The sequence below is a fragment of the Streptomyces coacervatus genome (assembly GCF_029223485.1).
In the GTDB taxonomy this organism is placed as follows: Bacteria; Actinomycetota; Actinomycetes; order Streptomycetales; family Streptomycetaceae; genus Streptomyces; species Streptomyces coacervatus.
This window is the reverse complement of the sequence record NZ_JARHTP010000009.1, coordinates 196,663-222,666: the sequence shown is the minus strand read 5'-3', so window position 1 is coordinate 222,666 and position 26,004 is coordinate 196,663. Positions and strand designations below refer to the sequence as shown.

Here is a 26,004-nt window from a genome sequence, read left to right as displayed (position 1 = left end):
CGCGCCCCGCGGCGGAGCCGCATATCGATACAGCCCCGCGCCCCTTACGGGGCGCGGTACCGCACCGGGCACTACAGGGCGTAGATCTGCCCGGTCTGCGCGCCCTCCACGGAGCGGACGTACGCCTGGGTCACGTCCGCGAGATCGACCGACGGCATGCCCGGGAAGTAGTCGCCGTACGAGTCGAGGCTCTCGGTGAAGACCGTCGGGCTGATCGCGTTGATGCGCTGGGGGGCGATCTCGATGGCGGCGGCGCGGACGAACGCCTCCAGTGCGCCGTTGGCCATGGAGGCCGCGCTGCCGGTGGGGATCGGCTCGCGGGCGAGCACGCCGGTGATGAGGGTGAAGGAGCCGCGCTCGGCGATGCGCGGGATGCCCTGGCGCACCAGGTCGATCTGGCTGAGCACCTTGCCGTGGAAGGCGGCCAGATAGTCCTCGGGGGTCAGCTCGGTCACCGGCTTGTACGGCACGTGCCCGGCCGCGCTCACCACGGCGTCCACCCGGCCGACGCGCTCGTACACCTCGGTGACCTGCGTCGGGTCGGTGATGTCGTAGCGCAGGTCGCCGCCGTTGCGGCCCACGGTGATGACCTCGTGGCCGCGGGTGTCGAGTGTCTTGTGGAGGGCCGCGCCGAGCGTGCCCGTGGCGCCGATGAGCAGAATCTTCATGACTGCGACGCTAGGCCCGGACCCGGGCGGGAGGGAAATACCTTCCGGGGAGCATTTATGCTCCAGGGTTATGAATGTGGAACTACGGCATCTGCGGGCGCTCGCGGCGATCGGCGACGAGGGCACGATCACCGGTGCGGCGGCCGCGCTCCACCTCAGCCAGCCCGCCCTCTCGCGCACCCTGGAGCAGCTGGAGAGCAGGGTCGGCGTGCGGCTGGTGGACCGTACCACCCGCACCCTGTCCCTCACGGACGCCGGTCAACGGCTGTACGAGCGTGCTCACTTGATCCTCCGTCAGCTGGACGACGCGCTGACCGAGACCGCGGCTGGGGTACGGCCGCTGCGGATCGGTTTCGCCTGGGCGGCGCTCGGCGACCTGACCGTGCCGCTGCTGCGCGGCTGGCGCGAGGCGCATCCCGGGACCCCGGTGCAGGTGTACCGGCGCGACGACCCGGAGGCGGCGCTGCGGCGCGGGGAGATCGACGCGGCACTCCTGCGCACCGAGCCCGTTCCCGGCGCCGGGCTGGAGGTCAGGGCGCTGTACCGGGAGCGGCGCGTAGCCGCCGTACCCGACGGTGATCCGCTGGCCACTCGGCCGACGGTGGGTCTGACGGATCTGGCCGACCGGTCGGTGGTGCTGTGCGCCACCGCCGCGACCACGGCCGATCTGTGGCCCGAGGGGCGGCGCCCCCACACGTTCTCGGTGGCCAACGTCGACGAATGGCTCACCGTGATCGCCACGGGGGAGGCGGTCGGCGTCACCGCGGAGGCCACCGAGCAGAGCCATCCGCACCCCGGGGTCCGCTATCTGCCCCTGGCGGACGTACCGCCCGTGACGGTCCGCATGGCCTGGCCGCGCACTCCCACGCACCCGGCCACGCTCGCCTTTCTCCGCCATCTGCAGGCCATGACAGGTACACCGACCGGCACGTCCGGCGTGTGACCTCGCCCGCCGTGTGCGGAGCCTCTGCGCCGGATCGGGGTACGCGGGTCGTATGTCGCGTATCGGCCGGCAGACGTTCGCCACACATGACCTGTACATGACCTGCGGCTGGGGTAATGTTCGCCTGGAGGGGGCCGCCGTTCGTCTGTGCTTCACACAGTGCCGGTCCGGGGCTCCTAGGGTTGTGGCGCCGCCCTCCCCCCGCACGTGCCCGTCACTTCTGTCCGGAGGACAGTCATGGCCGCCGTCAAGGCTTCCAAGCGCACCAGGCACCCCCTCGCCGTACTCGCCGGGGCTGTCGCCCTCACCGCCACATCCGTCGGCGCGTGGGCCGCAACGGCCTCCACCGCTCAGGCCGCCGCTCTCCCCACCCCCGACCACGTGGTGGTCGTGGTGATGGAGAACCACGCCTACTCGCAGGTGATCGGAAGCTCCAGCGCCCCGTACATCAACAACACCCTCAAGGCGGGTGGCGCCAACCTCACCCAGTCCTACGGCCTCACCCACCCCAGTGAGCCGAACTACTACATGCTCTTCTCGGGCTCCAACCAGGGCCGCACCGACGACAGTTGTGTGCCGGTCGGCTCCATCTCCGCGCCGAACCTGGCCTCAGAGCTGATCGCCGCGGGCAAGACCTGGAAGAGCTACAACGAGTCGCTGCCCAGCCAGGGTTCGACCGTCTGCAGCAGCGGCAACTACGCGCAGAAGCACAACCCGTGGTTCGGCTTCTCCAACGTGCCGACGAACACCGCGATGACCTTCGCGCAGTTCCCGACCGACTACACGACCCTGCCGAAGGTCTCCTTCGTCACCCCGAACCTGTGCAGCGACATGCACGACTGCTCGGTCTCCACGGGCGACACCTGGATCAAGAACAACCTGGGCGCGTACGCCACTTGGGCCCAGACCCACAACAGCATCCTCGCCGTCACCTTCGACGAGGACAACAAGCTGTCCGGCAACCGCATCCCGACCCTCTTCTACGGGCAGCACGTCACCGCGGGCAGCTCCAGCTCGACCACCTACAACCACTACAACGTGCTGCGCACGGTGGAGGACCTGGCCGGTCTGAGCGCCCACGCGGGCAACGCCGCCTCGGCGTCCGACATCACCGGCATCTGGAACTGACGCCCGTGTATCTCGCGGACTCCCGCAGCACCAAGGCCGCCGTCGCCCCGGACACCCGTCCGGGGCGGCGGCCGGCCGCTGTCCCCGGCACCGTGCTGGCCCTGGGTGCGGTCAGCCTGATCACGGACGTCTCCTCGGAGATGGTCACGGCCGTCCTGCCGCTCTACGTGGTCGCGGGCCTCGGCCTGTCGCCGCTCGGCTTCGGTCTCCTCGACGGCATCAACAACGGCGTGGGGGCCTTGGTGAGACTGGCCGGCGGCCACCTCGCCGACCGGGGCGGCCGCCGGCACAAGGTCGTGGCGGGCCTCGGCTACGGCCTGTCGGCACTGTGCAAGCCGCTGCTGCTGCTCGCCCACACCCTCCCCGTACTCAGTGGCGTGCTCGCGGTCGACCGCACCGGCAAGGGGCTGCGCACCGCACCCCGGGACGCGATGATCTCGCTGGCCACCCGACCCGAGCACCGGGGACGGGCGTTCGGGGTGCACCGCGCCATGGACACCACCGGCGCGCTGCTCGGCCCGCTCGTCGCCTTCGCCGTGCTGCGGGCCACCGTCGACGGATACGACGCGGTCTTCGCGGTCAGCGGCTGCGTCGCCGTGCTCGGGGTCCTGGTGCTGGTGCTGTTCGTGCCCCGCCGTATCGAGCCCGCAGGTGCCGTGCAGCTGCCCGAGCCGGACCGGCCGGCGCTGCGCGATTCGCTCGGCCTGCTGCGCCGCCCGGAGCTGCGCCGGCTCACCGTGTGCGCGGCCCTGCTCGGTCTCACCACCGTCAGCGACTCCTTCCTGTATCTGCTGCTCCAGCGCGAAGGGGACCTGCGCGCCGACCTGTTCCCGCTGCTGCCGCTGGGCACCGCCGCCTTCTTCCTGCTGCTCGCCGTCCCGCTCGGCGCACTCGCCGACCGCGTCAGCCGCCGCCGGCTCTTCCTGGCGGGCCACGGCGTCCTGCTGCTCGGCTACGGCCTGGTGCTCTCCCCCTGGCACGGCATTCCCGCCGTGGTCGCCGTCCTCGTGCTGCACGGCACTTTCTACGCGGCCACGGACGGGGTTCTTGCGGCGGCCACCGCCGGCGCCGTGCCGGCCCAGCACCAAGGGGCCGGGCAGGCCCTGGTGGGCACCGGGCAGGCGATGGCGCGGTTCACCTGCTCGCTCGCCTTCGGCGCGGCCTGGAGTCTGTGGGACGGCCGCACCGCGCTCGCCGTCACCGCCGCCGCACTGGCCGTCAGCGCCCTGGCGGCCTCGTTCGTCCTTCGACCCGCCGACGAAGCGTCCCCCGCCGAGGTGTCCGCATGACCCGAACCACCCGTCTGGTGATCCTGCTGGTCGCCGTCCTGCTGCTCGGCGGCGTCGGCACCGGGGCGGTGCTGTATGCCGCCCACCGGTCAGGCATGCGTGACCAGCAGCAGGCGAACGGTCCGACCGTGCGCACCGGCACCGTCTCGCTCCGCCCGACGGCCGACCGGCGGCTGCTGGTGCGCAATCTGGCCTGGGGCCCGCATCGCGACGAGATCGCCACCGTGCCCGCCGACGATCCGCAGGGGCCGCGCACCGCGTCGGGCGTCAAGTGCCTGCGCTTCCACGCGGCGGCCGGCACCGGCATCTGTCTGCAGGCCGTGCACGGCACGCTGCGCGACACCTACCGCGCGGTGGTGCTCGACTCGCACTTGCACGAGCTGCACCGCTTCCCGGCCGCGGGCATCCCCACCCGGGCCCGGGTCTCGCCCTCCGGCCACCTGGTGGCCTGGACGGTCTTCGTCAGCGGAGACTCCTACGCCGGCACGAACTTCTCCACCCGCACGGCCATCGTCGACACCCGCACCTGGAAGATCGACGACAACCTGGAGACGTTCCGCGTCATCAAGGACGGACGCACCTACCGCGCCGCGGACACCAACATCTGGGGCGTCACCTTCGCCGACGACACCCGCTTCTACGCCACGCTGGCGACGGGCGGCAAGACCTACCTGGTACGAGGAGACGTCGGGGCACGCACCCTCACCACCCTGCACCGCAACGTCGAATGCCCGTCCCTCTCCCCCGACGGCACCCGCATCGCCTACAAGAAACGCGTCAAGGGAGCCTCTCCCGACGCCCCTTGGCGGCTGTACGTCCTGAACCTGCACACCATGAAGGAGACCGCGACGGCCGAGCACCGCAACATCGACGACCAGGCCCTGTGGGCGGACAACTCCACCCTTGTCTACGCCCTCCCCGGCGACTACGGCTCGGACCTGTGGACCGTCCCCGCCGACGGCACCGGCACGGACCGCCGCCTGATGACGTCCGCGGTCGCCCCCGCCTACCTGGGATGACGGGACGTCCGGCGTCAGCCGGCCGCCGCCCTCAGGGCTGCGTCGAACGTCGGGTGTTCGAAGGTGAAGCCGGACTCCAGGAGCCGCTGCGGCACCACGCGCTGGCTCATCAGGATGCCGTCGGCGAACTCCCCCAGCACCAGGCGCAGCGCGAAGCCGGGGACGGGCAGGATCGTGGGGCGGTGCAGGGCCTTGCCGATGGCGGCGGTGATGTCCCGGTTGGTCGCGGGGTGCGGGGTGGTCATGTTGACCGGGCCGCCGACCGAATCGGTGTCGATGATGTGGCGTAGAGCGCGGACCGTGTCGGGCAGCGAGATGTAGCTCCAGTACTGACGGCCGCTGCCCAGCCGCCCGCCGAGCCCCGCCCGGGCCAGCGGCAGCAGGCGGCCCATCGCCCCTCCCGCGGCCGACACGACGATCCCGAAGCGGGTGGTGACGACCCGCGTACCGGCCGCCCGGGCACCGTCAGCGGCGGTTTCCCACTCCTGGCACACGCCGGCCAGGAAGTCCTCCCCCGGCCCGCCGGACTCGTCCACCACGGCCTGCCCGGTCTCGCCGTAGTAGCCCACGGCGGACCCCGACACGAACACCGCCGGCGGCTTCTCGCAGCCGCCGATCGCCGTGGCCAGGGCGCCGGTGCCGCGCACCCGGCTCTCGCGGATCTCCTTCTTGTACGCGGCGGTCCACCGGCGGTCACCGACCCCGGCGCCGGCCAGCCCGACCACCGCGTCCGCGCCGTCGAGCACCGCCGCATGGACCGCACCCGCCCGCGGGTCCCACCGCGCCTCGACGCTTCCGTCGGCCCGGGCCTGCGGCTCCCGCCGGACCAGCCGGGTCACACGGTGACCGTCGGCCAGCAGCGACGCAGCGAGTGCGCCGCCGATCAACCCTGAGGAACCACTGATGACGACGTGCATGGGAACCGGCCTCGATCCGGGAGCGGGGAACCAGTCAACGCGTTCGATGCGTTTGACTGTTCAAACATACACCTGCTCCAACACCACGGCGGGGCCAGGACTCCCCCGCAGTCCTGGCCCCGCCCCGGTCCGCTCGTCTCAGAGGGTGAGGAACTCGGACAGTCCGGTCAGCAGCCGGTCGACGTCGTCCGCGCTGTTGTAGGGGGCGAGCCCCATGCGGAGGCCGCCGGTGTCGCCGAGGCCGAGCCGGCGGGAGGCCTCGATGGCGTAGAAGGATCCCGACGGGGCGTGGACGCCGCGCTCCGCGAGAAAGCGGTAGGCGTCGGTCGTGGCACGGCCCTCGAAGGTCAGCAGCAGGGTGGGGGTGCGGTCGGCCGCCCTGGAGTGGACCGTGATGCCTTCGAGGGAGGACAGGCCCTTGTCGATCTGGGTGCGGAGGGTGTGTTCGTGGGCTTCGAGGGCCGCGAACGCGGCAGTCAGGCGCTGTCGTCGGGTTCCTGTGGCACTCGGGTCGAGGCCGGCGAGGAAGTCGACCGCCGCGGTGGTGCCCGCGAGGAACTCGTAGGGCAGCGTGCCCAGTTCGAAGCGTTCGGGAACCGCGTCGGTGGAGGGCAGGAGCTTGTCCGGCCACAGGGTCTCCAGAAACTCCGGCCGGGCGGCGAGGACTCCGTGGTGGGGGCCGAGGAACTTGTACGGGGAGCAGGCGTAGAAGTCAGCGCCGAGCTGCTCCAGGTCGACCAGGGTGTGGGCGGCGTGGTGGACGCCGTCGACGTAGCTGAGTGCTCCGACTTCGTGCGCCAGCCGGGAGATCTCGGTGATCGCGGGACGGGTGCCGATCAGGTTGGAGGCGGCGGTGACGGCGACCAGCCGGGTGCGTTCGGAGAGGACGGCGCGGATGTCGTCGGGTGTCAACTCCCCGGTGGCGGGGTCGAAGTCGGCCCAGCGTACGGTGGCGCCGGCCGACGCGGCGGCCTGGACCCAAGGGCGGATGTTGGCGTCGTGGTCGAGGCGGGTGACGATCACCTCGTCCCCGGGCTGCCAGGTCTTGGCGAGGGTGCGGGAGAACTCGTAGGCGAGCTGGGTGGCGCTGCGGCCGAAGACGATCCCCGACGGATCCGCCCCCAGCAGATCGGCCATGGCCCGGCGGGCCCCGGTGACGATGGTGTCGGCGTTGCGCTCCCCCGGCGCCACCTGGCCCCGGTTCGACAGGGGGTTGGACAGTGCGTCGGCGATGGCCCGGATGACGGGCTGCGGGGTCTGGGTGCCGCCCGGGCCGTCGAAGTGTGCCGTTCCGGCGGTCAGGGCCGGGAATTGGGAGCGGATGGCGGTGATGTCGTACGTCACGAGAGAGCTCCTGTGGGTACCGGGCCGGGGCAAAGATCCTCCGCGATCACGGGCGGGCGTGGCAACAGCACGTGTCAGCCACCTCCGCGCAGGACCCGGGACAGGCCGAGCGCCGCCGTCCGTACGGCGGGGGCCAGCTGGGCGGGGCTGAAGCGGGTGCGGGGTACGGCCACCGAGAGGGCGGCCACCGTGGTGCCGCCCGCGAACACGGGGGCGGCGATACAGCTCACCCCGAGGGCGGCCTCCTGCTCCTCGTAGGCGAGACCGGACACCTGGATCTTCTCCAGGGCCGTGCGCAGACGGGCCGGGTCGGTGATCGAGTGGGGTGTGAGGCTCGGCAGGGGGCGGGACAGCACCTCCTCGGTGAGGTCGGTGCCGGAGAAGGCCAGCAGGGCCTTGCCCACCGCCGTGCAGCTGAGCGGCAGGCTGCCGCCGATGCGGGAGGGCAGCCGGAGGGCCTCGTGGCCGTGGATGCGTTCGAGGTAGACGACGTCCATGCCCTCGCGCACGCCGAGATGGACGGTCTCCCGGGTGGCCTCGAACAGGTCCTGGAGAAAGGGCAGGGCCGTCTCCCGTAGATCCAGCCGGTGCGGCACCAGCGAGCCCAGCTCGAACAGCTTCGCGCCGAGCCGGTACTGCGGGCCCGTCCGCTCCAGCCAGCCCAGCCGGACGAGGTCGGCGGCCAGCCGGTGCACGGTGGGCTTGGGCAGCCCCGCCCGCTCGGAGAGTTCCGACAGACGGAACGGACCGCCACTGGGGCTGAAGCACTCCAGGATGACGGCCGCCTTCTCCAGCATGCTGCCGGTGTTGTTGTTCCGTGTCACGGAACAGAGTTTGTGCCTTCCCGCCGGTGGTGTCTATACCGGAGTTCGAACCGCCGCTCCCTGGAGGTGCCCCATGCCGCCCGCCCCACCTGCTGTCGTCAAGGCCGCCGCCCTGCTCGCGAAGGCCGCCCGCACCCGGGCCGCCTGTCCGCCGGTGCGTGATCTGTTCGACGTCGGCGACATCGAGGGCGCCTACGCCGTGCAGCAGCTCAACGTACGGCGCGGTCTGGACGCCGGACGGCGGATCGTCGGCCGCAAGATCGGCCTGACCTCTGGGGCCGTACAGGCCCAACTCGGCGTGGACCAGCCGGACTTCGGCGCACTCTTCGCGGACATGGCCGTGCCCGACGGGGGCGAGGTGGCCGCCGGGCGGCTCATGCAGCCCAAGGTGGAGGCCGAGGTCGCGCTCGTGCTCGGCCGCGACCTGCCGCACCCCCGGTGCACGGTCGTGGACGTGCTGCGCGCGGTCGATTTCGCGCTGCCCGCCCTGGAGATCGTCGACAGCCGGGTGCAGGGATGGGACATCTCCCTCGTCGACACCGTCGCCGACAACGCGTCCTGCGGTCTGTACGTCCTGGGCGCCACTCCCGTACCGCTGACGGCCGTGGACCTGCGCACCGTGACGATGACCATGACCCGCGGCGGCGGGACGGTCTCGGAGGGCACCGGCGCCGACTGCCTGGGCAGCCCCCTCAACGCGGCGGTCTGGCTGGCCTCGGCCCTCGCGGAGCGGGGCGATCCGCTGCGCGCCGGCGACCTCGTGCTGACCGGGGCTCTCGGGCCGATGGTGCCCGCCATGCCGGGCGACCAGTTCGAGGCCCGTATCCAGGACCTGGGCTCGGTGCGGGTCCGTTTCGCCACGGAAGGAGCCCGGCAGTGAGCACCAAGGTCGCCGTCATCGGCTCCGGCAACATCGGCACCGACCTCATGATCAAGGTGCTGCGGCTGTCGGAGAGCCTGGAGATCGCCGCGCTGGCCGGCATCGACCCGGACTCCGACGGTCTGGCCCGCGCCCGCCGGCTCAAGGTCGCCACCACCCACCAGGGCGTCGAAGGACTGGTCGGACTCGACGAGTTCGCCGACGTCGAGATCGTCTTCGACGCGACCTCGGCCGGCGCCCACCGTCACCACGACGAGGTTCTACGGCCTCTGGGCCGCACCCTTGTGGACCTCACCCCGGCGGCCCTCGGCCCCTACGTCGTCCCCCCGGTCAACGGCGACGCCCACCTCGACGCCCCGAACGTCAACATGGTGACCTGCGGCGGCCAGGCCACCATCCCGATCGTCGCCGCCGTGGGCGCGGTCGGCCCGGTCCACTACGGCGAGATCATCGCGTCCATCGCCTCCCGCTCCGCGGGCCCCGGCACCCGCGCCAACATCGACGAGTTCACCGAGACCACCTCCTCGGCGATCGAGCAGGTCGGCGGCGCCTCCAAGGGCAAGGCGATCATCGTCCTGAATCCGGCCGAACCTCCGCTGATCATGCGGGACACCGTGCACTGCCTGGTCTCCGACTGCGCCACGGAGGCCGTCACGGCATCCGTGGAGGAGATGGTCGGCCGGGTCCAGGCGTATGTGCCCGGCTACCGGCTCAAGCAGAAGGTGCAGTACGAGCGGGTGGCCGCCGACGACCCCCTGCGCAGCCTCGCGCCGGGCGCGGACGAGGCGCTGAAGGTGTCCGTGCTCCTCGAGGTCGAGGGCGCCGCCCACTATCTCCCGGCCTACGCCGGGAACCTCGACATCATGACCTCGGCCGCGCTGCGCACCGCGGAACGCATGGCCGCGAACCGCACCACGGAGGTGGCCTCCCGATGACCCGCCTGTACATCCAGGACGTCACCCTCAGGGACGGCATGCACGCCGTCCGCCACCGCTACACCACAGGCCAGGCCCGCACCATCGCGGCCGCCCTGGACGCGGCCGGTGTGGCGGCCATCGAGATCGCCCACGGCGACGGCCTGGCCGGCTCCAGCATCAACTACGGTGTCGGCGCCCACACCGACTGGGAGTGGATCGAGGCCGTCACCTACGCCGTACGGCAGGCGATCCCCACCACGCTGCTGCTGCCGGGCATCGGCACGGTCCGCGACCTCAAGCAGGCGCACGCTCTGGGCATCCGCTCGGTCCGCATCGCCACCCACTGCACCGAGGCCGACATCTCGGCCCAGCACATCGCCGCCGCCCGCGAGTTGGACATGGACGTCGCCGGGTTCCTGATGATGTCCCACCTGGCGGAACCGGCCGAACTCGCCCGCCAGGCACGGCTGATGGAGTCGTACGGCGCGCACTGCGTCTACGTCACCGACTCCGGCGGCCGACTGACCATGGACGGCGTCCGCGACCGCTTCCGCGCCTACCGCGAAGTCCTGTCCCCGGACACGGAGTTGGGCATCCACGCCCACCACAACCTCGCCCTGGGCGTGGCCAACTCCGTCGTCGCCGTCGAGAGCGGCGCGGTCCGCGTCGACGCCTCCCTCGCCGGGCAGGGGGCGGGGGCAGGCAACTGCCCGCTGGAGGCGTTCGTCGCGGTCGCCGACCTCATGGGCTGGCAGCACGCCTGCGACCTGTTCCCGCTGATGGACGCCGCCGACGATCTCGTACGACCGCTGCAGGACCGCGAGGTACGGGTGGACCGCGAGACCCTCAGCCTCGGCTATGCCGGTGTGTACTCCAGTTTCCTGCGCCACGCGGAGACCGCCGCCGCCCGGCACGGCCTGGACACCCGCAGCATTCTCGTCGAGGCCGGCCGACGGGGCATGGTGGGCGGCCAGGAGGACATGATCACCGACATCGCGCTGGATCTGCTCGCCCGCGAGGAGAGCATGTCCTGATCGAAAACCTGTGGCCGATCGGGTCGGGGGATCGTTACGATCCCCGCGATGACTACTCATTCTGCTGTCAGATCGGGGGTCCCGTCCGCGCAAGGTGAGTGCTGATGGCCACTCACATCGCGAACGGCGATTCCCACCTCTCCTTCTGGCTGCGCGTGCGCGAGTTCGCCGTGCCGCCCTCCATGATCGAGACCGCGACTGCCCGCCGCCTCGTCGGCGACTGGGCCGGAGCATGCGCCGCCGCAGGCGTTGACATCGACCTGAGTCCGCGCTCCGTGGCACACACTCACGGCCGGGCGCTCGCGGCCCAAGTCCGGGCAGATCTACGGCAGCTGGCACCCGAACTGCTGCGCTGGCACATGCCGAGGATCGCTCCCGACGGGCTGCTGCGCCCGGGGCTGACCATCGCCCTGGCCCGCTACGACGCCGCGGAGCGCGACGGACCGGGTCCGCTGCACCTCGTGGCGCGGACGCCGCCGGCCTGGGCGGACGCCGGGCAGCGGATCAGCCTCGGGCTGTGGGACGGATCCCACTCCGAGGCCGCCGCCCGCCGCCATCCGCACCCGCATCCCAGCCGCCGCTTCCGTCTCGATCTGCACCGGCATCTGTGGGATGCGAGCAGGGCCGACGAGCTGCGGATCCGGTCCGGGGCCGATCGGCCGGGCGAGCCCGAACACCTCCTACCGGAACCGGAGTTGCTGAAGACGGTGCCGGACCGGCATCGCTGCGCCCTCGACCGGTGGGCCGCCGAGGCGGGGATTCTGCTCCGCGCCGAAGGACGGCAAGGACCCACCGGTTCCGTCCTCGTGCGGCTCGGGGGCCGGCATCGGCTGGTCCTGGACGTGAACCTCGAAAGGGAGTCTTCGGCGCTGCGGCTCGCGGACAGCGCCAAGTCCACGCGTGCGGGCGGCCCCGCGCTTCCGGTGCTCCCTGATGCGGGAACCTGGGTACCGCCCGATCTGGAACTGCTGCGTACCGGTTCGATCGAGGCCGATCGGCTGCACCCGCTGGTGGCCGGCGCGCTCGTACCGGACTACTCGCCCGGTCCGGCGGGCGTTGCCAAACAGCCAGGACATCCGCGTCTCGTGGAATGCCGTGGCGCCCGGCACCGGATCGGTCTGGTCGACGGGGTGCTGGTGCCGCTGGACCACGCCCCGGCCGAGATCCGGCGCGAGGAGCTGCTGGTCGCGCTGACCGGTACGCCGCTGCCCTGTCTGCAGGCGATCGACGAGGCGCACCGGCGTCCGGACTGTCTCACCGGTGTCCGCGAACGCCTGGACCACGGCGACGTCGCCGGCGCACTGGCCGTCGTAGAAGGCCTGCTCGGCCCCGACGCGGTGCTGCGCGACGGCCCGCTGCGGGACGAACTGGAGGCGACCGCGCAACGGCGGATCACCTACGGCCTGTTCCGGGCGGGCCTGATCGGGCGCGGGGGTCCGCCTGCCCGTGTCCGCCCCGGAGAGGACCGTCGCCGTCCCCGTGCCCGCCGCGAACGCCTGCGTCTGGCGACCTTCTACTGACCCGCGGTCTCTGTTCCCGCGGTCTCTGTTCCCGCGTTCCCGCGTTCTCGCGACTGCCCACTCGGCTCACTCACGAACCCAAAGGTGATCAAACATGTCTGCACACATTCCGCTCGTTGCTACTTCCCAACTCGACGTCGCGGCCGAGCTGTTGACCCTGCTGCGGGACGCGACCACCGAACCCCGCCCCGACATCCAGCTCGAAGCCCTCACGCTGGCCGTGGCCGCCGATCTGCCCGTGCTGCTGTGGGGTGAGCCGGGGATCGGCAAGACCGCGGCGCTGACCCAGCTCGCCGCGGCCCTGGACCTTCCGCTGACCACGGTGATCGCCAGCGTGCACGAGCCGTCCGACTTCTCGGGGCTGCCCGTCGTGGGAGACGATCCGGCCGAGCAGGGTGTGCCGATGGCCCCGCCGGACTGGGCGGTTCGCCTGGTGCGGGCCGGACGGGGGCTGCTGTTCCTGGACGAGCTGTCCACCGCGCCGCCCGCGGTGCAGGCCGCCCTGCTGCGCCTTGTGCTGGAGCGGCGGATCGGCGCCCTTCAACTGCCGCCGGGCGTACGGATCGTGGCCGCCGCCAATCCGCGGTCCTCGGCGGCCGACGGCTGGGAGCTGAGCCCGCCGCTGGCCAACCGGTTCGTCCATCTTCAGTGGACCCATGACCACGAGGTCGTCGTACGCGGCCTCGGCGGGACCTGGCCCCGGGCCACCCTGCCGCGGCTCTGCCCGTCGAGGCTGTCGGAGGCGGTGGACTTCGCCCGCCGTGCGGTGTGCGGACTGCTCACCGCGCGCCCCAAGCTCGTGCACCAGTTGCCCAGTAATGAAATGCGCCGGGGCGGTGCCTGGCCTTCGCCCCGAAGCTGGGAGATGACACTGTGCCTGATCGCCTTTGCGACCGCGGCCGGCTCCTCCCGGGACGTGCTCTCGCTGCTGGTGCGGGGCACGGTGGGCGACGGTCCGGGGCTTGAACTGCTGGCCAGTCTCGACCGGTTGGACCTTCCGGACCCCGAGGTGCTGCTCGCCGACCCCGCGGGTGCCGAACTGCCCGAGCGGGGTGATCTGCGCCAGGCCGTGCTCGACGGTGTGGTGGCGGCGGTACGCAACCGCCCGGAGAAGTCCCGCTGGGACGCGGCGTGGGCGCTTCTGGTCCGTGCGCTGGAGACCGGAGCACCCGACCTGGTGGTGGTGCCCGCGACCACGCTCGCCACGCTGCGCCGCGAGGACTGGGACGTACCGGCGTCGATCGAGAAGCTCGCCGGAGCGGTGTCCGTGTCCCGGCGGGCGGATCAGGCGGGGCGGGCCGCGCTCACGGCGAAGGCAGGCCGATGAACGCGGACGAATCAGGGGCACTGGACCTCGACAAGCTCTTCGCCGCCCGACTGCAGGCCGCCCGGGCCCGGCCCTACCTGGCGACCGCCCTGTTCGCCCTGTACACCGTCGAGTCGCGGCAGGTACCGACGATGGCCGTCGACCGGCACTGGCGGTGCTATGTCTCGCCTGCGTTCGTGGACCGGATGCCGGTCGAGGATCTGGCGGGCGTATGGGTGCACGAGGTGTCGCACCTGCTGCGCGACCACCACGGGCGCAGTGACCGGGTGGCCCGGGAGCGCGGGCTGACCGGCCCCGGGGAACGGCTGCGGATGAACATCGCCGCGGACTGCGAGATCAACGACGACGTGTACGGCGACGGGTTGGTCCAGCCCGAGGGAGCGGTGTATCCGGGGACCTTGGGGCTGTCCGAGGGGCAGCTCATGGAGGACTATCTGCGCCGGTTCACCCTCGGCGCGCGCACGCAGAGCATGGCCTGGCTGGACTGCGGCAGCGGCGCCGACGGGCTGGAACGGGAGTGGGAGCTGGGGCCGGACGGCGCGCACGGCCTGAGCGCGCAGGAACAGGACGCGGTGCGGTTCCGGGTGGCCGAGGGGCTCAAGGGCCGTCCGGGGACAGCGCCGGACGGGTGGCGGCGGTGGGCCGAGGAGGCCTTCCATCCGCCGCAGCCATGGCGGGAGTTGCTGGGCGCGGCGGTCCGTTCGGCGGTCTCCGGTTCGGGCGCGGGCGAGGACTACAGCTACGGCCGGCCCGCGCGGCGCTCGGCGGGGCTGCCCGGTGTCGTGCTGCCGAGCCTGCGGCGCAGGCCGCCCCGGGTGTCGGTGGTCATCGACACGTCCGGGTCGGTCAGTGACGCCGAACTGGGCAGCGCGCTCCTGGAGGTGGCCGCGATCTCCCGTGCCGTGGGCGGCCGCCGCGACCTGGTCACCGTGGTGCCGTGCGACGCGGCGGCCCGGATCGCACACCCGCTGTGCCGGGCCGAGGGAATACCGCTGGTGGGCGGCGGCGGTACGGATCTGCGCACGGGCTTCGCGAAGGCGCTGCGCACCCGGCCGCGCCCCGATGTCGTCGTGGTGCTGACCGACGGTCAGACGCCCTGGCCGGACACGCGGCCGGCGTGCCGGACGGTGGTGGGTCTGTTCCCCCGGCAGTACGCGAGCTGGGACGAGGAGGATCCCGACCATGTGCCGGACACGCCGCCCGTATGGGCCCGGGTGGTCGACATCGGGTAGGCGCCCGCGGCCCGGTGCGCACTACGAAGTGGTAACAGACAGCAACCGTAGGGGAGTTGGACGGGTCCACCCCACATGAAGATCTCTTTCCTGCTGCACAACGCCTACGGGATCGGAGGCACGATCACCACCACCTTCAACCTGGCCCAGGCACTGGCCGAGCGGCACGAGGTGGAGATCGTCTCCGTGCTGCGGCACCGGGAGCACCCCAGCTTCGCCCTGGACCCGAGGGTGACGCTGCGGCCCCTGGTGGACCTCAGGCAGGAGAAGGAGCACGAGTTGCATCTGAGGCCGGCGAGGGTGTTCCCCCGCGCCGAGTACCGGTACGGGCAGTACAGCGAGTTGACCGACCGGCGGATCGGCGAATGCCTCGCCGGGACCGATGCCGACGTGGTGATCGGCACCCGGCCTGGGCTCAATGTGCATCTCGCGCTGGAAGCTCCGCGGCATGTCGCACGGATCGGGCAGGAACACCTCACCCTGGACAACCATTCGCCGCGGCTGCGCGGCGCGCTGCGGCGGGCCTACCGCCGGCTCGACGTGCTCACCACGGTGACCGAGGCGGACGCCGGCACCTACCGGCGCAAGATGCGGCTGCCGGGTGTACGGGTTCAGGCGCTGCCGAACAGCGTGCCGGATCCCGCGCTGCCGGCCGCGGACGGCAGCGCGAAGGTGGTCGTCGCGGCCGGCCGGCTGGTCCCGGTGAAACGCTACGACCTGCTCGTCGAGGCCTTCGCCGTGGTCGCCGCCGAACACCCGGACTGGCAGCTGCGCATCTACGGCACGGGCAGGGAGCACGCCCGGCTGCAACGGCTCATCGCGGAACGCGGCCTGTACAACAACGTGTTCCTGATGGGTGCGGCGGCCCCCATGGAGGCGGAGTGGGTCAAGGGCTCGATCGGTGCGACGGCCTCCGACTTCGAGCCGTTCGGCATGACGATCGTCGAGGCCATGCGCTGCGGCCTGCCGGTGGTGAGCACCGACTGCCCGTACGGGCCCGGCGAGATCATCGAGGACGGGGTCGACGGCCGGCTGGTGCCCGTCGGAGACCGTGCCGCGCTGGGTGCGGCCCTGCTGGAACTGGTGCGTGACGACGAGCGGCGCCGCCGCAGCGGCCGGGCGGCCCTGCAGAACGCGCGACGGTTCGCTCCCGGCCCGGTGGTCGAGCAGGCCGAGGAGCTGCTCGCCGAGGCGGTCTCGGCGCGGAGAGCGGGCCGGCAGGTCGCACGAGGACGCGCCCGGATGCACCAGGTCCTGGCCGGCCAGGGCTTCGCAGCCCGCGACACCGCGCTGACCGCGGCCGACGCTGTGCGGCGCGCGATACGAAGGGGGCAGCGGTGAGTACGGAACCACGCGTGGGCTGTGCTGTCGACGTGAACGGCCGGATCACGTTCGACCTGGCGGCGCGGCCGGTTGAGGGCGAGCAGTTGCTGCTGCGGCTGCGCCCGAAGAAGGGCCGGCCCGAGCAGACCCTGCACGTCCTCTGCCTGGAGCCCGCCGGGGACGGCCGCAGCCGCGCCGTCCTCGGCCCGCAGCCCGTCCTCGCGGAGGGCCGTTGGGACGTGTACCTGCTGCGCGGGCCGGAGGGCGAACGGCAGCGGCTGCGTCCCGGCCTGCGCGATCTGCGGGCCCTGGTCGACGGCCGCCTCCGTGACTGGCCGTCACCACTGGCCGTCCGCATCCCCTACGTCACCAAGGACGGCCACCTCGCGATCCGGGCCTGGTTGCGCCCCGCCCACGCGGAGGCCGACGGCATCGACGTCACGGACCGGTCGATGACGGTGACCGCGCGCCTGCACGGCGCATCCCTCGGAACAGGAGCGGCCGTACAGCTGCGTCTGCGCGGACGCGACGGAGCTGTACGCACCCTGGAGCCGCAGGTCGCAAGCGACGGCCGGAGCCTCTCCTTCACCGTCGGCTGCGCGGAGTTGGCCACCGCGACAGGCACCGGCAGTGGCGTCTGGAACGTCTTCGTACTGCCTGAGCCGGGCGCACCCCTCATCCGGGTCGCCCGCCTCCTCGACGACGTGGCGGACCGCAAGGAGGTCTTCGTCTATCCGCCGGTCAGGGTCGGCGGCACGGTGGTGCGGCCCTACTACACGGTCGACAACGACCTCTCGGTGGAGGTGACCCAGGCCGACTGAAGGGGTGATTCCCGACATATCAGGACCAATGGATTTCGCTACAAGTTCCGAAATTATTCGTGATGGCTCGGCCACGCCGCCGCAACACCGCGTTCGTAGCTTCGCTGGCAGCCAATAACGCTGCTTTCTCGCGAAATTCCCAGGAGCCCCCGAGTGTCCAACCCCTCCAGACGCGGTGCCCTGAAACTGACCGCCGGCCTGGCGCTTCTCGGCGCCACCGCCCTCACCGGCTGCGGTCGCGGCAGTGACACCGCCGCCGCGAAAGCCTCCGCCACGCCCATCGGCAGCGGCCCGGCCACCGGAACCCTCGACGTCTGGGCCGCCCAGGGCGACGCCGACGTGCTGAACAAGGTGATCAAGCCGTTCGAGGCCGCGAACCCCAAGCTCAGCGTGAAGTTCACGCTGATCCCGAACGCCGAGTACTACACCAAGCTCCAGTCGGCGATCGCGGCGGGCAAGGGGCCGGACGTCGCCCAGTTCTTCCCGGAGTCGCAGGCGCAGTTCCTCGACTCCTCGATCCTGCGGGCCGTGCCGGACGGTCTCGTCGAACCCGACAGTTTCTTCAAGAGCCTGTGGGACGCCGGTGTGGCCGGGGGCGTCGCCTACACGGTGCCCTGGTACGCGTACACGTACGCGCTCGTCTACCGCTCCGACCTCGCCAAGAAGGCCGGCGTGAAGGCGCCGACGACGTGGGACGAGATGGTGCCGTTCTTCAAGGCCCTCCAGCGCGCGGGCGCCGGGCACGGGCTGGGAGCCGACATCGGCTGGGACGTGTTCAACGGCCAGGACGTCGCGATGTACGCCTGGCAGGCAGGCGGCTCGCTGCTCTCGGGCGGCAAGTGGACCCTCGACACACCGGCCATGGTCGACGCGCTGAAGTACAACGCGTCGTTCTTCACCTCCAGGACCGCCGACACCAGCGGGCCGACCTTCCTCGACGCGCAGCCGTACTTCGTGTCCGGGAAGACCGCCACGATGATCACGGGGCCGTGGGTGATCGGCCAGCTCGACACCGCTGCCAAGAAGGACGGCTGGACGGCGTCCCACGTCGCCACCGCACCGCTGCCGGCCGGCTCGTCGAGCAGTGTCTCCTTCTCCGCGGGCGGCAGTTGGGGCGTGCTCGCGAACGGCGGCAACGCGGACGCGGCCTGGAAGTTCGTCCGGTACCTCGCCAAGCCGAGCACACAGGTCGCGCAGTACAAGGCGTACAGCTCGCTGCCGGCCGTGGTCTCCGCCTGGGACGACGAGGCCATCAAGGGGCAGCCGCTGCTCGACGCCTTCCTCACCCAGCTCAAGAACACGCGGGCGTTCCCCCAGGTGACCACCTGGCAGCAGGTCGCCACCCGGCTGGGCAAGGAGATGGAAGGCGTGGCCAAGGGCACGCAGAGTGCGGCAAAGGCCGCGGCGAACGTGCAGTCGTACGCCGAGAGTCTCGGCACGGGAGCGAAGTGAGGGCCCGCCGGACGGCCGTCGCCTGGCTGTTCCTCGCGCCGTTCACGGTGGTGTTCCTGCTCTTCACGGCGATCCCGGCCGTCTCCGCACTGGGCTTCAGCCTCACCGATCTGCGGGGCACGGACCTGCGTCATCCGTTCGCGGTCAACTTCACCGGCCTGGACAACTACCTCCGACTGTTCCAGGACGACAGCTTCGTGCGGGACATCCTGAACACCGCGGTCTTCGTGGTGGTCGGGGTGCCGCTGACCATGGGGGCCGGGTTCGTGCTCGCCCTCGCGCTGAACTCCGGCATCCGACGGCTGCGCGGCGCCTTCCGTACCGTCTTCTTCGCGCCGGTCGTCACGAACATCGTGGCGGTCGCCCTGATCTGGCGGTACGCCTTCAACGAGAACGGCACCGTCAACACCGTGCTCGGCGCCATCGGTCTCGCCGGACCGAACTGGCTGGACGACACGCACCTGGCCATGCCCGTGGTCATCGCGCTCGGCGTGTGGCGCAACTTCGGCACGGCGATGGTGCTGTTCCTCGCCGGTCTGCAGGCCATCCCGCAGGACGTGTACGAGGCGGCCTCGCTCGACGGGGCGGGAAAATGGCGGCAGTTGAGGCACATCACCCTGCCGATGCTGATGCCGACCACCCTGATGGTCTCCGTGCTGCTGACCGTCTTCTACCTCCAGGTCTTCGACGAGCCGTACCTGCTCACCGACGGCGGTCCGCTCGGCTCCACCGAGTCGGTGGCGCTGTACACCTACCACCAGTTCGGGGTGGGCGAGTTGGGCGTGTCCTCGGCCGCGTCCTTCGTGATGGTCGTCCTTGTCGCCCTGGTGAGTGTCGTCCAGTTCCGACTGCTGAGGCCCCGCTCATGACCGCCGTAGCCGCGTTGCAGAACGCCGAACCGACCACCGAGCGGCTCGCCGTGCGCCGCCGCTCCGTCTCCCGACCTCTCCTCTACGGCGCCCTGTTGCTGTGCGCGCTGCTCACGCTGCTGCCCTTCGTCTGGGTGCTCGGCGGCTCGCTGCGCAGTCTCGACGAGATCCGCTCCGACCCCGGCGCCTGGCTGCCGCACCACGTCACCTTCGACAACTTCGTCCGGCTGTTCAGGACGCAGGGCTTCGGCCGGTTCCTGGTCAACAGCATCGTCGTCGCGGTGCTGGTGGTCGTCGGCAATGTGGTGGCCGCGTCGGCTGCCGGATACGCCCTCGCCAAGCTGGAGTTCGCGGGCAAGAGGCTCGCGTTCGGGGCCGTGATGGCGGCGATGATGGTGCCGGTCACCTCGGTGTTCATCACCCAGTTCGTGATCACCGTCGACCTGGGTCTTGCGGACACCCTGACTGGTATCGCACTGCCCTCGGTCGCCCTGCCGCTGTCGGTGTTCATCATGCGGCAGTACGCGCTGTCGATCCCCGACGAGCTGCTGGAGGCGGCCCGGATCGACGGCGCGGGCGAGTTCCGGATCTTCTTCCGGATCTTCCTTCCGCTGGCCGGACCCGCGGTCGCGACGATCACGATCATGTCGTTCCTGTACTCGTGGAACAACTTCATCTGGCCGCTGGTCGTCGCCCAGAGCATGTCGACCTACACGCTCCCGGTGGGCCTCGCGGCCACCAGTCAGGCGGCGGCCCACGTCACCGACTACGGCCTGATGCTCGCCGGCGCAATCGTCGTGATGCTGCCGGTGCTGGTGCTCTTCCTGTTCCTGCAGCGCTACTTCGTGCAGGGTGTGGCGGGGACGGGGATGCGGTGACCACGACAGACACGGTGCGGGCTCCCGCGGGCACGATCGTCGGCCGTCGTGACGGCCGGGTCCGGCGCTTCCTCGGCATTCCGTACGCCGAACCGCCCGTCGGCGTACGGCGGTTCGCGGCGCCGGTCCCGCGCGGCCGGTTCCCGGAGCCGTACGACGCGTCGCGGCACGGCGCCACGGCCCAGGTCGTGCCGCTGTTCGAGACGACCACGATCCCCGAGCCGTCGGTGCCGGGCGAGGACGTGCTGAACCTCGGCGTCGTCGCCCCGGCCGACCGCGAAGGCTGCCCGGTCCTGGTGTGGGTCCACGGCGGCGGCTTCCTCGCGGGGAGCCCGGCGAGTCCCTGGTACGACGGCCGCTCCTTCGCCCGCGACTCAGTGGTCTGCGTGACGGTGGGATACCGCCTGGGCGTCGACGGGTTCGCCCCACTGGACGGCGTACCCGCGAATCTCGGGTTGCGTGACCTGCTGCTCGCCCTCGACTGGGTGCGGGACAACATCGCCGCGTTCGGCGGTGATCCGGGCCGGGTCACCCTCGCGGGGCAGTCGGCCGGGGGCGCGGCGGTCCTGGCGCTGCTCTCGTCACCGGCGGCGAGGGGGCGCTTCCAACGGGCGGTCAGTCTGTCCGGCGGGTTCTTCGAGGTGGCGGTGGACACCACTCGCGGCTTCCTCGAACGGCTCGGGAACAGACTCGCCGTGCCGCCGACGCGCGATGGATTCGCCCGCCTCACGAGGGAGCAACTGCAGCAGGGAGTCAGGGACTTGCGAGGAGCCGAAGCCATCGTGCTCGGGCCGACCGCGGGCGACGACGTCCTGCCGGTGCCCGTCGCCGACGGACTCGCGGTGCACGGACACGACGTACCCCTGCTGCTCGGTGCGACGGGCGACGAGTTCGACGGCCCCACCGCACCGCCATCCGCACGCGCCGCGGGCACCCGCGTCACCGACACCCTCTTCCGCGCCGCCTGCCCACGCGCGGCAGCGGCCCGCCGGCACGCACCCGCCGGCACCTGGCTGTACTCCTTCGAATGGCCCTCCCCGGTCACCTCAGGCGCCACGCACTGCATCGACATCCCGTTCTTCTACGACGTCCTCGACGCACCCGGTGTCACGGAGGCACTCGGCCCGCACCCGCCCGCGGGGCTGGCCGCGTCGATGCACGCCGATCTGGTCGGGTTCGTCCGCGGCGAGGAACCGGGATGGGCGAGGTCGACCGGCGCGCTCGGGGACCCGGCGCGCGAGTACGGTCGGCCCGGTGCCCCGTTCGCGGCCGACACCACCGGGGTGTTCGATCCCGTCGTACGCGCGGCGGTGGAGGCGTGCTGATGTCCGGGATGAACCAAAGCGCCGTCCGACGGGTCAACACCTCCGTCATCCTGCGGGCGTTGGCGGTGTCCGCCGGGCCGACGACGCTGACCGTGCTCGCCGAGCAGACGGCCCTCTCCCGCCGCACCATCGAGCTCATCCTGGACTCGCTCGTCGAGGCGGGCTGGGTCAGCGAGTTGGACCGCGTGCCGACCGTCGGCTGTGCCGGGCGCCCGGCCCGTCGCTATGAACTGCGGGCCGAGCACGCCCTGTTGGCGGCCGTGCAGATCACCACCGAGGACGTGTCCGCGGTGGTGGCCGACGTGCGCGGCCGTATCGTCGGCCGCGCGCACCGGCCGCTGCGCGCCTACCAGGATCCGCAGCTCACGCTCGACGACGCGGCGTCGCTGGTGCTGGCGGCGCTCGACGACGCGGGCGGATCGCCGGAGCGGCTGCGCGCCGGTGCGGTCGCGAGCGGCGGCTCGATCGACGACGAGGGAGTGGTCCGGAGCCTGGTGCACACGACGCGCTGGCAGGGAGTGCACCTGCCCGAGGAACTCGGGCGGCGCATCCGGGTGCCCTGGTTCGCGGACAACGACACCAACCTCGGTGCGCTCGGGGAGCGTTGGCGAGGTGTGGCCGGCGGTCACGACACCGTCGTATGGGCGATTCTCGGCAACCGCACCGGCCTCGGCATCCTCATCCGGGGCGCCGTGCACCGCGGTCTCGACGGTGCCGCGGGCGAGATCGTCGAGGCGACCTCGATACCGACCGGCTCGGTCGAGGACCGTCCGGTGGCCTGGCTCACCTCACCACAACCGGCCCAACGGCGCATCGCCCTCGGCCGCTTCGACGCGGCCCGGGCCGGCGACGCGACGGCGCTCGCCGAGGTCGACGAGCTCGTGGAGAACATCGCGTCGATCCTCACCACCCTGTCGTGGACGGTCGCGCCGTCGCTGATCGTGCTCGGCGGCGGTCTGGAGGACGCGGCCGATGTACTGCTGCCCCGGGTGCGGGACGCGCTGCGCGCCGCCCGCACCCCCGCGGTCGAGTTGCGCGCCACCGGTCTGGGCCGCGACGCCGCGCTCGTCGGCGCCGTCAAGCTGGCGCTCGACCGCATGGACACCGAGCTGTTCGGCCCACTCGTACCCGCCGAGTGATTCCCCCCACGCCATCAGACCCACCATGGAGTCTCACTGTGACCCGTACACCCCATGCCGACGTCCTCATCGTGGGCAGCGGCATCATGGGATCCGTCGTGGCCCGGCTGCTGCGCGAGACCGATCCGGCGCTGGCGATCACCATGGTCGACGGCGGCAGCGCGATCGGCGAGGCGCCCGGCCTGCATCTGCACGATCTCGACGACCCGGCCTTGTGGTCGCGCTACAACGAACAGGTCGCCACCGGAATCCAGGGCATGTACACGGGCGCCGAGGTGGTGCGCGAGGTCACCGACAGCCTCCCCGGTCTGCCGCCCGGCATGTACCACGCGCTCGCCCTCGGAGAGGACGCCGAGGCGATGCCTCAGGCCGCGCTGGCGTGGAACGCGGGGGGCATGGGTGTGCACTGGACCGCCGCGACGCCGTGGCCCGCCGGGGACGAGGTCTTCGACTTCGGCGACCCGGCGCACTGGGCGGCGGACCTGGAGACCGCGCGCCGAGTGCTCGCGGTCACACCCGCCGCGATCGGCCCGACCGGGGTGGGCCGGGTGGTGCTCGACGTGCTGCGCCGCCGCTACGACCGCGTCGGACCGCAGGAGCGGCGCCCGCAGCCGATGCCCATGGCGGTCGCCGCGACGGCCTCGGGCCCGATGCCGCGCACGGCTCCGGGCACCGTCTTCCCTGCGATCGCGACGGGCGGGGACCCCGCCTTCACGCTGGTGACGGGAACCCTTGCGACGGGGCTGCTCGTGTCCGACGACGGCCGGGTGGACGGCGTCCGGCTGCGCCGTGTCGCCGACGGCGCCACCTCTGAGCTCCTCGCCGACGCCGTGGTGGTGTGCGCCGACGCGTTGCGCACGCCTCAGTTGCTGTTCGCCTCGGGCATCAGGCCCGAGGCGCTGGGCCGCCACCTCAACGAGCACGCGTTCATCACCGCCCGGGTGCTGCTCGACCTCGACCGGTTCGGCCTCCACCTCGACGCGCTCCCGCTGCCGCGGCCCGGCGAGTTCAGCACCGACTCGCTCTGGCTGCCGCAGAACGGAGCCGCGCAGCCGTTCCACGGCCAGATCATGAACCGGACCTACATCGACGAGGACGGCTGCCCCCTCGCGCACTCCGTGGGCCTCTCGCTGTACGCCCCGATCGAGTCACGCCCCGAGAACCGCCTCGTCTTCTCGACGGCCGAGACCGACCTCGCCGGGATGCCGCGGATCGGCATCGAGTTCACCTACTCCGACACCGACCGTGCGCTGATACAGCGGGGACTGGCCGAAGTCCGTTCGCTGGCCGAGGAGTTCGGTCCCTTCGACCCGGCGAGCGAGAGCGCGCTGCTCCCGCCCGGTTCGTCGCTGCACCTGACCGGCACCGTCCGGGCCGGCCGCGCCGACGACGGCACCAGCGTGTGCGACCCGGACGGCAAGGTGTGGGGTTACGACAACCTGTACCTGGCCGGCAACGGCGTGATCCCCACCGCGATGGCCGCCAATGTCACCCTGACCGGCGCGGTGACCGCGGTGCGGGCCGCGCGTGCCGTCGCCGTATGCACTACCGCAACTGCCGTACGCCGTAAGGCATTTGGAGAGGAAGTCCGATCGTGATCGACATCGCCAGGGAATACCGCGTGGCACTGCCGGCGTGGATCGACGACGAGCTGGCCGACGTGCCCGCCGTGATCCCCGGCCGCGAGGACCGGATGCGCCTGGTGCACCGTCTCGCCGACCGCAACTGGCGTGAGCGCAACGGCGGTCCGTTCGCGGCGCTCGTCGCCGAGCAGGACACCGGCCGGATCGTCTCGGTCGGCGTGAACGTCGTGCTCGCCTCGGGCGTCTCCAGCGCACACGCCGAAGTCGTCGCGCTCGGCCTGGCCCAGCGTGCCACCGGCGGCTGGGACCTCGGCGGCGACGGCATGCCGGCACACGAGCTGGTCGTCAACTGGCGTCCGTGTGTGCAGTGTTACGGCGCCACCATGTGGTCCGGGGTACGCGGACTCGTGGTGGCCGGCGAGGGCCCGGAACTGGAGGAGATCACCACCTTCGACGAGGGCCCGCTCGGGGCGGACTGGGCCGAGCAGTTCGAGGCTCGCGGCATCAAGGTCACGGGGGATGTGCTGCGGAACGAGGCCCTTGCCGTGTTCCGCGCCTACCGGGAGGCCGTCGACGCCGCGGACGTGACCGTCTACAACGCCCGCGGGGGTGCCGAATGACACCGCGGTTCGCGACCGACGTCGTCACCTTCTACCACCCGGATTTCTGGGGACTCGACTCCGCCGACGCCCTGCGCGAGTGGGCCCTCGACCACCCCGAGGACTTCTGGACACGGGTGATGGACACCCTGGCCGAGGCAGGAGTCACCGGCATCGAGCTGACCTTCGCCCCCGGTGGCATCGACTCGGCGCTGCAGGCCTTCGGCAGCGCGGACTCCTTCCGCCGTGAACTCGCCGCCCGCGGCCTGTCGGTGGTGAGTGCCTTCATCGCCGACGGCGAAGCCCCCGACTGGCGGCACTCCCACGATCTGCCCGCGATCGTCGCCGACGCCGAGCGCCGCGCGGCCTTCCTCGCCGAAGCTGGGGCGGAGCTCCTCGTGACCGGGCTGCCCATGCGCACGACGTTCGGGACGCGCCCGCCCTTCTTCGTCGACGCCGCGTACATGACGCGGATGGCCGACATTGCGCACGCGGTCGGCGAGGCCGTCTCCCGGCACGGTGTGAAGCTCGCTCTCCACACGGAGTCGCACAGCACGCTCTGGTACGAGCGCGACATCGACCTGTTCATGGCGCTGACCGACCCGCGCTACGTGTGGCTGTGCCCCGACTCCTGCCACATCGCGCTCGGCGGGGGCGACCCCGTCGCGGTGGCGCGTCGCCACGGACCGCGCATCGCACTGGCGCACTGGAAGGACGCGGTCAGACCGATCGACGTCCACCTCACCATCGACGAAACGATCTTCGCCCGACAGCAGCCGTACATGACCGCACCGGGCACGGGCATCGTCGACTGGCGCGGCTGGGCCGACGCGATGTCCCGCACCCCGGGCGCCGGCACCGTGCTCATCGAGCTGGACGAGGCGGCCGATCCCGTCGCCGCGCTCCGCGCGGGGACCCAGGTCGCGATGGCGGCCCGGGAATGATCGGTCCCGGGAGCAGATCTACCCTTGCC

At 71.7% G+C, this 26,004-nt stretch carries 24 protein-coding genes; 20 read left to right on the top strand and 4 right to left on the bottom strand.

Translation table 11 applies throughout. The features are described from left to right. Positions 1 to 71 precede the first annotated feature (71 nt). Entirely contained in the window at positions 72 to 668 is a 597-nt protein-coding gene (locus P2Q00_RS23360; protein WP_275774612.1) for a short chain dehydrogenase, read from the bottom strand. A 70-nt stretch (positions 669 to 738) separates the two neighbouring features. On the opposite strand from P2Q00_RS23360, the gene P2Q00_RS23355 reads away from it, so the two are divergent. The 4 genes from P2Q00_RS23355 (at position 739) to P2Q00_RS23340 (ending at position 5,047) form a co-directional block, all read left to right on the top strand. Then, on the top strand, positions 739 to 1,611 hold the full coding sequence (locus P2Q00_RS23355; RefSeq protein ID WP_275774611.1) for a LysR family transcriptional regulator: 873 nt from the start codon (positions 739 to 741) through the stop codon (positions 1,609 to 1,611). A gap of 237 nt (positions 1,612 to 1,848) precedes the next feature. Beyond that, complete coding sequence (locus tag P2Q00_RS23350; RefSeq protein WP_275774610.1) at positions 1,849 to 2,739, top strand: alkaline phosphatase family protein; 891 nt, start codon at positions 1,849 to 1,851, stop codon at positions 2,737 to 2,739. Between the two features lie 5 nt (positions 2,740 to 2,744). Beyond that, positions 2,745 to 4,028, top strand: coding sequence for an MFS transporter (locus tag P2Q00_RS23345; RefSeq protein ID WP_275774609.1), 1,284 nt, complete (start codon positions 2,745 to 2,747; stop codon positions 4,026 to 4,028). Next, the gene (locus P2Q00_RS23340; RefSeq protein WP_275774608.1) at positions 4,025 to 5,047 is read left to right on the top strand and encodes a TolB family protein; all 1,023 of its coding nucleotides are present in this window, start codon (positions 4,025 to 4,027) and stop codon (positions 5,045 to 5,047) included. Before P2Q00_RS23345 ends, P2Q00_RS23340 begins: the two co-directional genes overlap by 4 nt. 14 nt (positions 5,048 to 5,061) lie before the next feature. On the opposite strand, the gene P2Q00_RS23335 is transcribed toward P2Q00_RS23340, so the two are convergent. The 3 genes from P2Q00_RS23335 to P2Q00_RS23325 form a co-directional block, all read right to left on the bottom strand. Then, positions 5,062 to 5,964, bottom strand: a complete 903-nt coding sequence (locus P2Q00_RS23335; RefSeq protein WP_275774607.1) for a TIGR01777 family oxidoreductase — start codon at positions 5,962 to 5,964, stop codon at positions 5,062 to 5,064. 138 nt (positions 5,965 to 6,102) lie between these two features. Beyond that, positions 6,103 to 7,308, bottom strand: coding sequence for a cysteine desulfurase-like protein (locus tag P2Q00_RS23330; protein ID WP_275774606.1), 1,206 nt, complete (start codon positions 7,306 to 7,308; stop codon positions 6,103 to 6,105). 74 nt (positions 7,309 to 7,382) lie between these two features. Then, entirely contained in the window at positions 7,383 to 8,105 is a 723-nt protein-coding gene (locus P2Q00_RS23325) for an IclR family transcriptional regulator (protein WP_275774812.1), read from the bottom strand. A 100-nt stretch (positions 8,106 to 8,205) separates the two neighbouring features. Between P2Q00_RS23325 and P2Q00_RS23320 the strand changes: the two genes are divergently transcribed. The 16 genes from P2Q00_RS23320 to P2Q00_RS23245 all read left to right on the top strand — a co-directional run bounded on the left by P2Q00_RS23320 (position 8,206) and on the right by P2Q00_RS23245 (position 25,975). Continuing rightward, positions 8,206 to 9,012 carry a 2-keto-4-pentenoate hydratase gene (locus P2Q00_RS23320; RefSeq protein ID WP_275774605.1) on the top strand — a complete coding sequence of 269 codons (807 nt, stop codon included), beginning with the start codon at positions 8,206 to 8,208 and terminating at the stop codon, positions 9,010 to 9,012. After that, a complete protein-coding gene (locus tag P2Q00_RS23315) occupies positions 9,009 to 9,947 on the top strand; it encodes an acetaldehyde dehydrogenase (acetylating) (RefSeq protein WP_275774604.1) in 939 nt (312 codons plus the stop codon). The genes P2Q00_RS23320 and P2Q00_RS23315 overlap by 4 nt, the downstream gene beginning before the upstream one ends. Further along, positions 9,944 to 10,963 (top strand): 4-hydroxy-2-oxovalerate aldolase, encoded by a 1,020-nt coding sequence (dmpG, locus tag P2Q00_RS23310; protein ID WP_275774603.1) that lies wholly within the window; start codon positions 9,944 to 9,946, stop codon positions 10,961 to 10,963. The genes P2Q00_RS23315 and dmpG overlap by 4 nt, the downstream gene beginning before the upstream one ends. Before the next feature lie 104 nt (positions 10,964 to 11,067). After that, positions 11,068 to 12,483, top strand: a complete 1,416-nt coding sequence (locus tag P2Q00_RS23305) for an amino acid adenylation domain-containing protein (RefSeq protein WP_275774602.1) — start codon at positions 11,068 to 11,070, stop codon at positions 12,481 to 12,483. 94 nt (positions 12,484 to 12,577) lie between these two features. Beyond that, positions 12,578 to 13,810 carry an AAA family ATPase gene (locus tag P2Q00_RS23300; RefSeq protein WP_275774601.1) on the top strand — a complete coding sequence of 411 codons (1,233 nt, stop codon included), beginning with the start codon at positions 12,578 to 12,580 and terminating at the stop codon, positions 13,808 to 13,810. Beyond that, positions 13,807 to 15,042 (top strand): vWA domain-containing protein, encoded by a 1,236-nt coding sequence (locus P2Q00_RS23295; protein ID WP_275774600.1) that lies wholly within the window; start codon positions 13,807 to 13,809, stop codon positions 15,040 to 15,042. Before P2Q00_RS23300 ends, P2Q00_RS23295 begins: the two co-directional genes overlap by 4 nt. Positions 15,043 to 15,117: 75 nt before the next feature. Continuing rightward, complete coding sequence (locus P2Q00_RS23290; RefSeq protein ID WP_275774599.1) at positions 15,118 to 16,383, top strand: glycosyltransferase family 4 protein; 1,266 nt, start codon at positions 15,118 to 15,120, stop codon at positions 16,381 to 16,383. Beyond that, complete coding sequence (locus tag P2Q00_RS23285; RefSeq protein ID WP_275774598.1) at positions 16,380 to 17,186, top strand: hypothetical protein; 807 nt, start codon at positions 16,380 to 16,382, stop codon at positions 17,184 to 17,186. Before P2Q00_RS23290 ends, P2Q00_RS23285 begins: the two co-directional genes overlap by 4 nt. A 153-nt stretch (positions 17,187 to 17,339) precedes the next feature. Further along, on the top strand, positions 17,340 to 18,638 hold the full coding sequence (locus P2Q00_RS23280; RefSeq protein ID WP_275774597.1) for a sugar ABC transporter substrate-binding protein: 1,299 nt from the start codon (positions 17,340 to 17,342) through the stop codon (positions 18,636 to 18,638). Further along, positions 18,635 to 19,507: a carbohydrate ABC transporter permease gene (locus tag P2Q00_RS23275; protein ID WP_275774596.1), complete on the top strand. Its 873-nt coding sequence runs from the start codon at positions 18,635 to 18,637 to the stop codon at positions 19,505 to 19,507. Before P2Q00_RS23280 ends, P2Q00_RS23275 begins: the two co-directional genes overlap by 4 nt. After that, positions 19,504 to 20,385: a carbohydrate ABC transporter permease gene (locus tag P2Q00_RS23270; protein ID WP_275774595.1), complete on the top strand. Its 882-nt coding sequence runs from the start codon at positions 19,504 to 19,506 to the stop codon at positions 20,383 to 20,385. Before P2Q00_RS23275 ends, P2Q00_RS23270 begins: the two co-directional genes overlap by 4 nt. After that, a complete protein-coding gene (locus P2Q00_RS23265) occupies positions 20,382 to 21,710 on the top strand; it encodes a carboxylesterase family protein (protein ID WP_275774594.1) in 1,329 nt (442 codons plus the stop codon). Before P2Q00_RS23270 ends, P2Q00_RS23265 begins: the two co-directional genes overlap by 4 nt. A gap of 8 nt (positions 21,711 to 21,718) precedes the next feature. Beyond that, a complete protein-coding gene (locus tag P2Q00_RS23260; RefSeq protein WP_275774811.1) occupies positions 21,719 to 22,849 on the top strand; it encodes an ROK family protein in 1,131 nt (376 codons plus the stop codon). A gap of 38 nt (positions 22,850 to 22,887) precedes the next feature. Continuing rightward, positions 22,888 to 24,447, top strand: a complete 1,560-nt coding sequence (locus P2Q00_RS23255) for a GMC oxidoreductase (RefSeq protein ID WP_275774593.1) — start codon at positions 22,888 to 22,890, stop codon at positions 24,445 to 24,447. After that, positions 24,444 to 25,052: a nucleoside deaminase gene (locus P2Q00_RS23250; protein ID WP_275774592.1), complete on the top strand. Its 609-nt coding sequence runs from the start codon at positions 24,444 to 24,446 to the stop codon at positions 25,050 to 25,052. Before P2Q00_RS23255 ends, P2Q00_RS23250 begins: the two co-directional genes overlap by 4 nt. Then, positions 25,049 to 25,975: a sugar phosphate isomerase/epimerase family protein gene (locus P2Q00_RS23245; protein ID WP_275774591.1), complete on the top strand. Its 927-nt coding sequence runs from the start codon at positions 25,049 to 25,051 to the stop codon at positions 25,973 to 25,975. The genes P2Q00_RS23250 and P2Q00_RS23245 overlap by 4 nt, the downstream gene beginning before the upstream one ends. Positions 25,976 to 26,004 lie beyond the last annotated feature (29 nt).